The organism is Phaeocystidibacter marisrubri (genome assembly GCF_008933165.1).
In the GTDB taxonomy this organism is placed as follows: Bacteria; Bacteroidota; Bacteroidia; order Flavobacteriales; family Schleiferiaceae; genus Phaeocystidibacter; species Phaeocystidibacter marisrubri.
In genome coordinates this window covers 321,549-334,272 of sequence record NZ_WBVQ01000001.1, presented here as the reverse complement: position 1 = coordinate 334,272, position 12,724 = coordinate 321,549, and the positions used below count along the sequence as shown (strand labels likewise).

The 12,724-nt window shown below is 43.8% G+C and carries 11 protein-coding genes; 7 read left to right on the top strand and 4 right to left on the bottom strand.

Annotation, left to right across the window (positions count from 1 at the left end; all coding sequences use genetic code 11):
• Nucleotides 1-91: 91 nt before the first annotated feature.
• From F8C82_RS01470 to F8C82_RS01450, 5 genes are read left to right on the top strand one after another with little or no spacing between them, the layout of a single operon-like run.
• Entirely contained in the window at nt 92-2,128 is a 2,037-nt protein-coding gene (locus tag F8C82_RS01470) for a M3 family metallopeptidase (protein ID WP_151691665.1), read from the top strand.
• Between the two features lie 34 nt (nt 2,129-2,162).
• Nucleotides 2,163-2,930: a 16S rRNA (adenine(1518)-N(6)/adenine(1519)-N(6))-dimethyltransferase RsmA gene (gene rsmA / locus F8C82_RS01465; protein WP_151691664.1), complete on the top strand. Its 768-nt coding sequence runs from the start codon at nt 2,163-2,165 to the stop codon at nt 2,928-2,930.
• Nucleotides 2,927-4,279 (top strand): magnesium transporter, encoded by a 1,353-nt coding sequence (mgtE, locus tag F8C82_RS01460; RefSeq protein ID WP_151691663.1) that lies wholly within the window; start codon nt 2,927-2,929, stop codon nt 4,277-4,279. Before rsmA ends, mgtE begins: the two co-directional genes overlap by 4 nt.
• Nucleotides 4,280-4,290: 11 nt before the next feature.
• A complete protein-coding gene (locus F8C82_RS01455; RefSeq protein WP_151691662.1) occupies nt 4,291-5,133 on the top strand; it encodes a hypothetical protein in 843 nt (280 codons plus the stop codon).
• A complete protein-coding gene (locus F8C82_RS01450) occupies nt 5,130-6,062 on the top strand; it encodes an NAD(P)-dependent oxidoreductase (protein ID WP_151691661.1) in 933 nt (310 codons plus the stop codon). Before F8C82_RS01455 ends, F8C82_RS01450 begins: the two co-directional genes overlap by 4 nt.
• Before the next feature lie 228 nt (nt 6,063-6,290).
• On the opposite strand, the gene F8C82_RS01445 is transcribed toward F8C82_RS01450, so the two are convergent.
• The 4 genes from F8C82_RS01445 to lysA all read right to left on the bottom strand — a co-directional run bounded on the left by F8C82_RS01445 (nt 6,291) and on the right by lysA (nt 11,178).
• Nucleotides 6,291-8,102, bottom strand: coding sequence for a GNAT family N-acyltransferase (locus tag F8C82_RS01445; protein WP_151691660.1), 1,812 nt, complete (start codon nt 8,100-8,102; stop codon nt 6,291-6,293).
• A gap of 78 nt (nt 8,103-8,180) precedes the next feature.
• Complete coding sequence (locus F8C82_RS01440; RefSeq protein WP_151691659.1) at nt 8,181-9,452, bottom strand: aspartate kinase; 1,272 nt, start codon at nt 9,450-9,452, stop codon at nt 8,181-8,183.
• Nucleotides 9,449-9,958: a GNAT family N-acetyltransferase gene (locus F8C82_RS01435; protein ID WP_151691658.1), complete on the bottom strand. Its 510-nt coding sequence runs from the start codon at nt 9,956-9,958 to the stop codon at nt 9,449-9,451. Before F8C82_RS01435 ends, F8C82_RS01440 begins: the two co-directional genes overlap by 4 nt.
• Nucleotides 9,934-11,178 carry a diaminopimelate decarboxylase gene (gene lysA / locus F8C82_RS01430; RefSeq protein ID WP_151691657.1) on the bottom strand — a complete coding sequence of 415 codons (1,245 nt, stop codon included), beginning with the start codon at nt 11,176-11,178 and terminating at the stop codon, nt 9,934-9,936. Before lysA ends, F8C82_RS01435 begins: the two co-directional genes overlap by 25 nt.
• Nucleotides 11,179-11,347: 169 nt before the next feature.
• On the opposite strand from lysA, the gene F8C82_RS01425 reads away from it, so the two are divergent.
• A complete protein-coding gene (locus F8C82_RS01425) occupies nt 11,348-11,659 on the top strand; it encodes a hypothetical protein (RefSeq protein ID WP_151691656.1) in 312 nt (103 codons plus the stop codon).
• Between the two features lie 57 nt (nt 11,660-11,716).
• Nucleotides 11,717-12,724, top strand: a complete 1,008-nt coding sequence (fbp, locus tag F8C82_RS01420) for a class 1 fructose-bisphosphatase (protein WP_151691655.1) — start codon at nt 11,717-11,719, stop codon at nt 12,722-12,724.

Here is a 12,724-nt window from a genome sequence, read left to right as displayed (position 1 = left end):
TCCCCTATTTATCTTCAGAATAATTCAACCCATTAAAACCTTGTGCATACCTTCCGGGTTGAACATCTTTGCATACCGAAAAATAGAAGATATGAAGTCACCATTGCTTCCTCCCTACCATACTCCATTTGACACTGTTCCTTTCAACACCATTCAACCTGATCAATTCGAACCCGCAATTGATCAAGCGATTGAAATGGCCAATAAGAGAATTGCTGCCATCACCTCACTAGAGACACCTACTTTTCAGAATACCATTGAAGCTTTGGAATTCTGTTCGCTCGAATTAAACCGAGTGGCTGAAGTGTTCTTTAATCTCAATTCTGCAGAGACAAACGACAGCATTCAAGCCCTTGCTCGCAACATCTCCCCTAAGCTTTCCGCATTTGGGAATGATGTCTTGCTCAATGCCGATTTGTTTGCTAAAGTCGATGCGGTCTATCAATCAAGAGAAGAACTCGACTTAACCCCAGAGGGTGCTCGACTTCTAGAAAAAACATGGAAGTCTTTTACGCGAAACGGCGCAGGATTGGACGACGAAGGTAAGGTGAAACTTCGCGAAATCGACGAGAAGCTCAGCACGCTAGGGCTCCAATTCGGAGAACACGTACTAGCTGATACCCAAGCATTCACACTCCACATCACCGATGAAAACGAACTTTCGGGCTTACCTGAGTCAGCTCGTGACATGGCCGCAGAGACCGCTTCTGAAAAAGGATTAGAAGGATGGGTATTTACATTAGATTATCCGTCGTATATGGCCTTCATGACCTACGCCGACCACAGAGAGTTGCGCAAAAAAATGTGGACAGCCTTCGGAAAGCGCGGGAACAATGACAATGAAAACAACAATACCGAGATTATTCGTCAGATCTCCCAATTACGGGCAGAACGCGCCAATTTGCTCGGCTTTGAAAGTCATGCCCAATTCGTTTTAGCAGAACGCATGGCCGAGAAGCCAGAAACCGTAGAAGAATTCCTAGCGGATCTCAAATCTAAATCTCTTGATGCTGCAAAGACGGATGTAGCTGAAGTAGCAGAATTCGCCTCGAAATTAGATGGGTTGGAAACACTCGAAAGATGGGATTTCGGCTATTACTCTGAAAAGCTCAAGAAAGAGAAATTCAACATCGACGACGAGTTATTGAAACCATACTTCGCCCTTGAAAATGTATTAGAGGGAGCCTTCACCGTTGCTGGCAAACTGTATGGATTGAAATTCGAAGAGCGCAAGGACCTTCCTGTCTATCACGAAGAAGTAAGAACTTTTGAAGTAAAAGACATCCACAACAACCTACAAGCCATTTTCTATACCGATTTCCACCCTAGAAGTGGTAAACGCAATGGCGCCTGGATGACTTCTTACAAGAGCCAATACATTTTAAACGGCGAGGAACATCGTCCACATATAAGCATCGTTTGCAACTTCTCTCGACCTACCAAATCAAAACCAGCGTTACTCACTTTTCAGGAAGTCACCACTCTCTTCCATGAGTTTGGTCACGCTCTACACGGCATGTTAGCCGAAGGAACTTACCCAGGTTTAACCGGAACCAACGTCTACTGGGACTTCGTTGAACTTCCATCTCAGATTATGGAAAACTGGTGTTATCAACCCGAAGCGTTAGCACTCTTTGCCAAACACTACGAAACTGGAGAGATCATCCCAACAGAATACGTAGAGAAAATTCGCGAGAGCGCTACCTTCCTGGAAGGGTATGCTACGGTTCGTCAGTTGAGTTTTGGATTGATTGATATGGCTTGGCACAACAGAAGCACAGGCGTTGAAGGGGATCTTGAATCCTTTGAAAAAGAGGTAATCCAAGAACTCGAACTCTTCCCTACTTCTGTAGAAATGATGATGTCTACAGCCTTTTCTCACATCTTCCAAGGCGGATACAGTGCTGGATACTACAGCTACAAATGGGCAGAAGTATTGGATGCCGATGCTTTTGAATCTTTCCTTGAAGAAGGCCTCTTCAACCCTGAAACTGCGTTGAGGTTCAAGAAATTACTATCTAGTGGTGGAACCGTACACCCTATGGATCTATATGTGGAATTCAAAGGAAGTGAACCAACCCCTGACGCATTGTTGAGAAGAGCTGGACTACTCCCAAAAACCGTGTAGTGCTGGCTCAATCAAATTGCAATACCTTTGAGGCATGACAAAAGTCCGCGCTAAAAAGCACCTAGGTCAGCACTTCCTCAAAGACGAATCCATTGCGGAAAGAATTGCCAATTCTCTTTCAGGAGAAGGCTATACTCGCATCTTGGAAATCGGCCCAGGCATGGGAGTTCTCACTCAATTCTTACTCAAACAACCGATTGAAACATGGGTAGTTGAGGTAGATGGAGAGTCTGTAACCTGGCTACAAGCACACTTTCCAAAATTGAGTGATAAGATCATTCACAAGGACTTTTTACGCTTTGATTTCTCCAGCATTTTTGGTGACGAACCCTATGCCGTAATTGGAAACTTTCCGTACAACATTAGTTCACAGATTGTTTTCAAAGTATTAGATGAACGCGACTCGATTCCTGAATTTGCCGGGATGTTCCAAAAGGAAGTCGCCTATCGAATTGCGACAAAACCCGGCTCGAAAGACTACGGAATCCTCTCAGTACTTTGTCAGGCCTACTACGACGTGGAATACCTCTTCACCGTAGACGAGCATGTCTTTGATCCACCGCCCAAAGTAAAAAGCGGTGTCATGACTATGAAGCGGAAAGACACTCCACCCGATGTTGACTTTAAGAAGTTTAAAACCGTTGTAAAAACGGCTTTTAACCAACGAAGAAAGACCTTGAGGAACGCTGTCAAATCCTTAACTTTCGACCACACGCCAGAGACTGAAGCCATGCTCGGTCTTCGAGCAGAACAATTGGGATATCGAGAATTCATTCAACTGACCAACGCCCTGAAGCTATGAGCTTTGAACTCACCCAAGAATACCTCAACGAGATCAACGACCTCTTAGAGGAAGGTAAATCAGCAGAAGTAGCCGAACAACTTTCGGAGCTACACCCCGCTGATATTGCCGAAATTCTGGAAGAGTTAAACAAGGATGAAGTCATTGACATTACCGAAAACCTCAACTCCGACTTACTCGGTGAGGTTCTCGTTCAATTAGATGAAGACTCTCGAAAAGACGTTCTCGACACATACACCGGTAAAGAAATTGCGGAAGAGGTTGTAGAAAACCTCGATTCCGATGATGCAGCCGACTTGATTTCAGAGCTTTCTGAAGAAAAGAAACTCGAGGTACTATCAAACCTAGAGGATGTTGAGCAAGCCAAGCAAATTGCCAACCTTCTAACCCACGCTGAAGATACCGCAGGTGCCTTGATGGCAACCGAATTAGTCAAAGTAAATCACAACTGGACAGTGATGCGTTGTGTAGGCGAAATGCGCCGACAAGCAGAAGACGTAGAGCAGGTTCACGCTGTCTATGTAGTTGACAACAATGACATACTTCTGGGAACTCTAAGTTTAAAAAAGCTTCTAACCACATCTACCAAAACCCCCATAAAGGAAGTTTACAACAATAAATTCCAATCTGTAAAATCAACTACAGAAAACGAAGAAGTTGCACGAATGATGCAGAAGTACGACATGTTTGTGGTACCTGTTGTAGATGAAATGGGAAGATTATTGGGGCGAATCACCCTGGATGACGTTCTCGACTTTATCAAAGAAGAAGCCGACAGAGATTACCAACTTGCTTCTGGTTTGAGTGAAGACGTAGACAGTAGCGATACCGTTTTTAACCTTACACGCGCTCGTCTCCCATGGCTTCTCATCGGACTAATGGGAGGAGTGATTGCAGCTTCCGTTATTGGTCAGAATGAAGACGAACTGAGTGCCATTCCTCAATTGGCATTCTTCATCCCACTGATCGCGGCAATGGGCGGAAATGTCGGCGTACAATCTTCAGCCATTGTTGTGCAAGCCTTGGCCAACCAGACCTTTTCAGAGAACATCGTCAAGAAGCTCACGAAAGAGCTTAGCGTAGGCTTGGTCAACGGATTGATCTGTGCACTTGTCATTTTTGGAGTGAGCTTGGTTATTGGATACTCTCAAGCTCTAGCCCTTACGGTGAGTTTAGCCCTTCTAACCGTCATCATTTTCGCTAGTCTTTTCGGCACATCTGTTCCGCTTATCCTCGACAAATACAAGATTGATCCCGCCCTAGCGACAGGTCCATTTATCACAACCGCCAACGACGTTCTCGGCCTTTTTATCTACTTTGGAATAGGAAAAGCTATTCTTGGATTCTAAAACCTGACGTTATGCGTTATCTCTCCTTGTTCTTATTATCCATAAGTTCTCTTTTGTCATTGGGACAAAATGATACCGCTACGGCCCATATCCTCCCCTATTTCGAACCCTTTCACTCCGATAGACCTGGATTCACCTATGATGCAAAGCATCTAAGAAGCGGAATCATCGTACAATCTGGAGCAAGTCAGTTTACTGATGAAAACAACCGCCTATTGGGATTCAACGCGAGACTCAGGTGGGGAACTTGTATCGGGGAAATTGATTTCTTCGCTGGATCTAGCCAGAACAGCCAAGACTTTAGCACTTCCAGCTCCACCTTGGTCTATGATCGATTCTCATTTGCATCTAGTTCTAACGTGGGAATGGGGTACCGATACAGTCTAAGCTTTGGTGAGAGTTTTACCCTTGGAGCATTGGCTCAAGCCAGCTATTCTCGAAATACGACGCAACATAATTGGACGGAATACAGGATTCAACCAGACACGGCCATTCTCTTTAATTTTGATTACCTCAGCAAGTCCAACCGCGGTTCTGCAAGTGTTTACCTTAACGTAAACTACCAGATCAGTGAGAGTTTTGGCATTGCCTCTAGCATTGGATATATCCAACCTCGATTTGAAGCCTACTTGGGTAATTTTAGCGCAACGCTTAACGTGCATTACAACTACCATAATTTCGGCGTTTTTGCTGAAGGCATGATGAGTGATATAGGATCTTCTAGCTTTCAAATACAAACAGGCGCAAGCTATTTGCTAGGTAACAACTTTGCACTAGACGCCTTCGTTTCTTCTTTGGATGGAGATTATGACCATCTCGTTTGGAGTGCGGGCTTTACTTACTACATGCGATGAAAGTACTGATCATTGACTCCACTCATCCTTTACTAGAAGAAACGCTTCACAAGAACGGATTTGAACTTGTTGATGGAACGGGGTGGAACAAAGAAGAAGTACTGGAAAATATATCCGATTTTACTGGTGTAGTAGTACGCAGTAAATTCCCCATTGATGAGGCCTTCTTTCGTGCCGCGACATCGCTAAAATGCATTGGCAGGTTTGGAGCTGGTTTGGAAAATATCGATCTGGATGCCGCGGAACGTCACAATGTAACCTGCTTCAACGTTCCCGAAGGCAATCGACAAGCCGTAGCTGAACACGCATTAGCCCTTCTACTCAATCTCATGAACCATATTCGAATCGCCGATATTGAAGTCAGACATGGCCTTTGGAAGCGTCATGAAAACACAGGAGAAGAGCTATCTGGAAAAACAGTAGGCATTATTGGACTTGGCAACATGGGAAGTGCCTTTGCTAACGTACTTCGTGGTTTCAACGTTCAACTACTCGCCAATGATCCTTACAAAACCGACTGGCCAGAAAATATTAAGTCCGTTTCTCTTGATGAGCTCGCATCGAAGGCAGATGTCGTTTCCATCCACGTTCCACTTACTGAAGAGACCCGTGGAATGATAAATAAGACTTTCTTCAACCGTTTGGATAAACCCATCTACCTTTTAAATACCGCCCGTGGTCCCGTTTTAAAAACGCAAGATCTTCTTAAAGCTTTAGACAAAGGTCAGGTAAAGGGAGCTGGTTTAGACGTGTTGGAATTTGAAAGTAGTGCGTTTAAACTCCAAATTGAAGAGAATCCAGTTTTCCAGAAACTGGTTCAAGACGACCGAGTTCTTCTTTCTCCTCACATTGGAGGTTGGACTGTAGAGGCTTTTGAAAAAATGGCTCTGTACTTGGCGGAAAAGATGATAAAACATCTTAAGTCCTAAACACCTTTTCAAAATTAATTTCAAGAGGGGAGCTCACGCTCCCTCCCGATCTCAAGTTCGGCAATCCTGTGGTGAAAGCACCTTAATTCATCTTCTTAGATATCCACACGAAACGTTATAAACTAAGTGTTTACACACGTTTATCATACGGCTATTGGGGAATGATTTCGTACTTTAACTCGGGGAGGAGGCTTGGTGGCCCCTGTATGAGAGGTGTAAAATCGAAAGCTATTTCCTGCCTTCTTGCTTCGTTGCCTCTTCCAACTCTTCCAAAACTGGCTGAATGGTTTGCTCTGGTAAGTCGTTGATATCTATATACATAAACCCATCGATGGAGTTATTAAACTTCGGATCTACGTTGAAGCACACAATCTTCGCATTCTGCTTGATGTACTTCTTGAAGAGAACTGGAAACCTCATGTTCCCTGGCTCTACTTCGTCGATAAAACGATCAAACTTATTCAAATCATCGCCAGAAGAGTTGCGAATAAATTTCTCATCCTCTTCGCTCAGGCGTACTCGAAACTCTTTACGTGGGTGAATGTGTTTTCCCAATTCTGCATCAAAGAAGTGATGCTGAACATACGAAATCATCATAGCCTTAGAGAATTTCGAGAACTGGTTTGAAATACTCACACAGCCAGTCAAGTACCTCACTTTATCCGGATTTCGGAGAATAACATGCACAATACCTTTCCACAACAAGAAGAGAGGCATTGGTTTTTGTTGATATTCTTCGATGATAAATGCACGCCCCATTTCCAACGACTTACTGAAAATTGGGAAGGCATCTTCTTCAATTCGGAATAGGCTATTGACATAGAATCCCTTAATCCCGTTCTCTTTGTAAATATCCGCACCCATACCGAGACGGTAGGCACCGGCAATTCGCTGTGCTTGATTATCCCACAAAAACAAGTGCAAATACACTTGATCATAATCGTCCAAATCGGTTTCCTCATTCGTTCCTTCTCCCACCTTTCGGAAGGTGATCTCACGAAGTCGACCAATTTCTCTCAGAATATTCGGAATATCAGGTGCAGCGGCACAGAACACTTCAAAGGTTCTAAACTCTGTCATCCTACCACCTTTCTCCCTCAAGTCTTCAATCTCATCCCAAATGAGTTGCTGAGGAGTCTCGGAGACAATGGGAGCAGGAGCCTTTGGAGGTCTACTCACTACTTTTTTTAGACGCTCAAGTCGAGTAGGATCTTCTAATGGAGAGGACAAACGATAGGTACGCTCTCTCAGTAATTCCATGGTTTCGACTGAGTTCTTGCATTCTTCCATCTCCTTCTTCTCGACAGGCTTACCCACCCGGACAAGTATTTGCTTGTTCCGCTGAGTGAGTAATTCACTCGGTAGCTTAGCCGTTTGAAGGGTACTAGATAGAGATGCTAGGACATAAAACAGCGAAGAGTTCTTAGCCTTGAAGTAGACAGGAACAACAGGCACACCCATCTTCTCGATCAGCTTAATTGCGCCATCTTGCCACTCTCTATCAATTACTTTTCGCTCGCCAAACTTATAGGCACTCACTTCACCTGCTGGAAAAATGCCTAAACCATGACCATCTTTTAAATGTTGAATCGCTTCTTTCAATCCCGTTGAACTGTTGAAAGCATCTTTTCGAGTTTCGAATGGATTCACAGCAATAAACTGATCCTCCAATGTTTCAATCTTCTTCAACAAGAAATTCGCCATCACCTTGTAGTCCGGGCGAACCATTGAGATAATCTTCAAAAGAACCAAGCCGTCAATTCCCCCCAAAGGGTGATTGGAAACGGTAATAAAGGGTCCTTCTTTCGGAATTCGCTTTAACTCATCTTCAAAGTAGTTGAATTCAATTTCCAACTCTTCAAATACGGCATCAATAAAGTCAATTCCAGTCTTATCACCGAAGCGTTCATACAGAGCGTTGACTTCAGTGAGCTTAGTGATATCCATGATTACCCCTGCCAACCAACTCATCCCGATCTTGTCGAGCTTTGCTGCTTTAGCTAGGTCATTCTTGGCTACAAGTTGTTTGGTCTGCTTCATGCTACAAACAAAGGTAACAATTCGGGGTATCGAAATTCAATTATGGCCCAACGCAGGCACTTGCAGTTATCAACAAGGTTATTGTACTTCTTTGAGCACCATTTGATGGGTATGTCGAGTGACTTGTTCAAGGAAGACCTCTCCTCTGTTCTTTATAGAATTCACAGCAGCCGCGTCGTAGTGACGAATGGTGTAAAGGGTTAAATCCTCGTTGTGCTTCACGGTAAAATCACCGCGTAATTCTTCTAACAACTGAGGAATAAGAATAGGATCATTATTGATAGAAAATGAAGAACTTACTGCTGAATTCTGCATGAGGTTAACGGCGACACCAATCTTGTGGAAGGTTTGATAAATCTTGGAGAGATGATTTTCGACAATAAAAGCAAGATCTCGTGTGCTCAAGGTTATTAACACTTGATTGCCTTTTCGAATGAAACAAGGCGACATAGGCACAAGTGATTTCCCTTGTTGAATAGATGTCCCAGGTGCAGTAGGGTTAACAAAGCTTCGCACTCGTAAGGGAATTTCCTTTCGCTGTAATGGCTGTATCGTCTTGGGGTGAATCACGGAAGCTCCGTAGTAGGCTAGCTCAATCGCTTCCCTAAAGGAAATGGTTTGCAGTTGAATTACATCGTCAAAAACCTTTGGATCACCCGTCAAGACGCCTGGAACATCTTTCCAGATACACACTTCAGCGGCGTTGAGAACGAAGGCCATCACGGCAGCCGTATAATCGGAACCTTCTCGTCCCAAAGTGGTGGGTTTTCCCGATTCTGTTGCGCCCAGAAAACCTTGAATCACATGAACGCCTTTGGGCGTTACCGCCTCACGAACGCGTATTTCCGTCTTCTCAAAATCTACGGTGGCCCTTCTGTGATCGGCATTCGTCACAATCAGCTCCTGTGCATTTTGCCAAGTAGAGTCAATACCCATCTCTTTTAGATAAGCATCTACAATTTGAGTGGAGAGCATCTCACCAAAACCAATGAGTCGATCATAAAGTTCTCCATATTTCTCGTCTACACGAAGAGTTGCTTGCGAACGCATTTCGGTAAACATTCCTTCTATGGAAGACCAAACAGGATGAGAGGCACCAAAGAGTTCTTCGACAATTACCCGGTGAAAATCAATCACTACCTGAATGGAGGAATGCAATAGCGACTCATCCTTACTCATGATAGCCGCGATTACCGTTTCCAGGGCATTTGTTGTTTTTCCCATTGCAGAAACCACAACCACTAAAGGCTCTTCCGCATGGTTCACTATGATCTCAGAAACGTTGCGTACGGCTGCAGCATCTTTCACTGAAGCTCCACCGAATTTATATACGCGAAACACATCGCTCATGACTCAACTTCTTTTATCTCCTCAATGAATCGGTAATCAAACGATTCAATTTCTGACTTATACATTCTGCATTGCCACCATGATTTCTCAATCACAGCTCCCATACTTTCATAGAATTTCACAGCTGGAGTATTCCAGTCGAGAACTTCCCAACCCAATCTGCGAGCTCCTCTTCTATCGGATTCAAAGATCACCCACTCCAATAGCATTCTACCTATGCCTCTTCCTCTAAATTCAGGAATAACGAAAAGGTCTTCAAGGTGAATAAACGGTCCTTTCCACGTGCTATAGCGCTCGTAGAACAAGGCCATACCCACGGTCTTTCCGTCGATGGCCGCAAGGAAAACTTCAAATCTGGATTCGGAGTAGTGTCGTTGGAGATCTTCAATCGAAATTTCAACCGCATCCGGTTCTTTCTCAAAAATCGCAAGTTGTTGAATGAGGTAATGAACGTCCGTTAGGTCGCCCAATTCTGCTTTTCTTAACTCAATGCGTTTTGGTTCCATTCAATCTCAATCTGATCACGAAGTAAATCGTTCAATTCCTGTCTTCGGCGAATTAGCCTGTATTCACCATTGATGTACATCACCTCCGCAGGAAGAAGTCGGCTGTTGTAATTGCTCGCCATGGACATCACATAGGCACCTGCATTGCGGAATGCTAGGATGTCACCTTGACGAACTTCTGGAAGCGGACGATCCCAAGCAAAGGTGTCGGTTTCGCAAATGTAACCGACTACTGAATAAATACGCTGTTTTCCGTCGGGATTCGACAAATTGTCGATATGATGGTAGGAATCATAGAACATTGGACGAATGAAATGATTCAATCCACTATCTACCCCAACGAAAACCGTGCTGGTGGTTTGCTTAATAACTTGTGAGGTAGTTAAGAAGGTACCCGCTTCTGATACTAAGAACTTTCCCGGTTCAAAAATCAGCTCCAATTCTCTACCGTAATTCTCGCAGAATTCATTGAAGAGCCCACACATCTTTTCACCAAGCTCTTCGATATCCGTTTCAAGATCATTTGGCTTGTAGGCCACTTTGAAACCCGAACCAAAATCGATGTACTCTAAATGTGGGAAGTCCATCGCTAAGTCGAGAAGAATTTGAGCGCCTGTCAAGAAGACTTGAACATCTAGGATTTCGCTTCCCGTGTGCATGTGCAGGCCATCAATACGCAAGCCGTAATGGTCTACGATGCGGTGCAGATGACGCATTTGATGAACGGATATACCAAACTTACTATCAATGTGTCCGGTACTAATCTTGTGGTTGCCCCCCGCCAAGATATGTGGATTGATTCGGATACCAATAGGCACTCTATCCCCGTAAATCGCGCCTAGCTCCTCCAATATAGATAGGTTATCTACATTGATGTGAACACCCAATCGAATGGCCTCTTCATATTCAGCTAGGCCAACGCTATTCGGAGTAAAAAGGATTTCTCGTGGATCAAACCCAGCGTGCAAGGCAAGTTTCACTTCTTCAATGGAAACGGCATCGAAACCGGCTCCCAATTGTTGGATGAACTTCCAAATGTTCACATTGGACAGCGACTTTCCTGCAAAGTGAATGCGCGTTGCACAGCGGTTGAACGCCTGACGAAGTCGTTTGTACTGTCTTTCGATTACAACGGTGTCGTATACAAACAACGGTGATCCAAATTCTGTAACTAGCGCTTCAGCATTCTCTGAACTCCAAACAATTGATGTCTGATCCATGATTCCTTTCAATTAATGGTGCAAAAGTAAATCGACCTATTGCACCAAGCAAGGGTTCTGAACGCATTGAACTAAAATATAACATCATGTTTATTATTTCACAAGACCATGAATGAAAATTTTAGAAAGGCGGTACAATGATTGAACTATCAGCCTAAAACCATAAACGATGAAATTTATCACATTCACTCTTCTCCTCATTGCCACATCCTGCGGAATGCAACACTACCGATATTCAAAACGTATCCACAGATTTAACAATGAGCATATCTCAACAGCGATCTATGAACTTGGCCCTAATTACACGATCAAAACAGACCCCATTATTGGCAAAGTTTACACTTGGAGAAACGCTACTTACTTATCTGGCTCCATAGACACATCGGGGAACTATTCTCCTCCTGTTTACAACATGAGGTTTATCCATTTATACACAAATACAGGCGATACAGTAACGAACGGAATATATTCGATTCGATAGACCCTCCCCTTTTTCATTCTACATCGCTATCTTTGTCGGGCTCAGAAAAAACCCATCATGCAAAGACCCACTACATTAGGAGAATTCATTGTTGAAAAGCAAAGTGAATTCCCATACGCAACAGGAGAACTATCTCAACTCCTTACCTCCATTCGTTTAGCCGCAAAAGTGGTTAACCGTGAAATCAACAAGGCGGGTCTTGTAGATATTTTAGGAGCAGTTGGCGCCGAAAACATTCAAGGTGAAAACCAGATGAAATTGGACGTTTTTGCGAACGACACTTTTATTAGCGCCATGCGCGCCATGGGAGAAGTTTGTGGTGTGGGAAGTGAGGAATTGGAAGATTTCATCGCTTTCAATGACGAAATTCACAAAGAAGCGAAGTACGTCGTACTGATGGATCCACTTGATGGATCTTCAAACATCGACGTAAATGTGTCGGTTGGTACGATCTTCAGTATCTACCGCAGAGTTTCTCCAGAAGGAACGCCTGTTCAATTGGAAGATTTCTTGCAGCCTGGCAATAAACAAGTAGCCGCTGGTTATGTTGTTTACGGTTCATCAACTATGTTGGTGTATACAACAGGTCACGGTGTAAACGGATTCACGCTTGACCCTTCTATTGGTGTTTTCTGCCTTTCTCACCCTCAAATGAAAATTCCTGAAGAGGGTAGAATTTACTCCGTGAATGAAGGGAACTACGCACACTTTCATGGTGGAGTGAAGAAGTACATCAAGTATTGTCAAGAGGTTGATGAAGCCACAAATCGCCCATATACCTCTAGATATATTGGATCCTTGGTAAGTGATTTCCACAGAAACCTATTAAAGGGAGGAATCTACATCTACCCTACAGGAACCAAGGCACCTAAAGGTAAATTGAGACTGTTGTACGAATGCAATCCACTGGCCTTTATCGCTGAACAAGCAGGTGGAAAAGCATCTGATGGAGAAAATAGAATTTTGGATATCCAGCCCGAAGAATTGCATCAACGTGTACCGTATTTCATCGGTTCTCCTAAAATGGTAGAAACTGCTGAAGCTTTTATTCGAGCGGAAGAATAA

Bases quoted from the DNA above. Each gene is read 5' to 3' on its own strand.
- F8C82_RS01470 (WP_151691665.1), top strand. From the start codon at position 92: ATGAAGTCACCATTGCTTCCTCCCTACCATACTCCATTTGACACTGTT.
- rsmA (WP_151691664.1), top strand. From the start codon at position 2,163: ATGACAAAAGTCCGCGCTAAAAAGCACCTAGGTCAGCACTTCCTCAAA.
- mgtE (WP_151691663.1), top strand. From the start codon at position 2,927: ATGAGCTTTGAACTCACCCAAGAATACCTCAACGAGATCAACGACCTC.
- F8C82_RS01455 (WP_151691662.1), top strand. From the start codon at position 4,291: ATGCGTTATCTCTCCTTGTTCTTATTATCCATAAGTTCTCTTTTGTCA.
- F8C82_RS01450 (WP_151691661.1), top strand. From the start codon at position 5,130: ATGAAAGTACTGATCATTGACTCCACTCATCCTTTACTAGAAGAAACG.
- F8C82_RS01445 (WP_151691660.1), bottom strand. From the start codon at position 8,102: ATGAAGCAGACCAAACAACTTGTAGCCAAGAATGACCTAGCTAAAGCA.
- F8C82_RS01440 (WP_151691659.1), bottom strand. From the start codon at position 9,452: ATGAGCGATGTGTTTCGCGTATATAAATTCGGTGGAGCTTCAGTGAAA.
- F8C82_RS01435 (WP_151691658.1), bottom strand. From the start codon at position 9,958: ATGGAACCAAAACGCATTGAGTTAAGAAAAGCAGAATTGGGCGACCTA.
- lysA (WP_151691657.1), bottom strand. From the start codon at position 11,178: ATGGATCAGACATCAATTGTTTGGAGTTCAGAGAATGCTGAAGCGCTA.
- F8C82_RS01425 (WP_151691656.1), top strand. From the start codon at position 11,348: ATGAAATTTATCACATTCACTCTTCTCCTCATTGCCACATCCTGCGGA.
- fbp (WP_151691655.1), top strand. From the start codon at position 11,717: ATGCAAAGACCCACTACATTAGGAGAATTCATTGTTGAAAAGCAAAGT.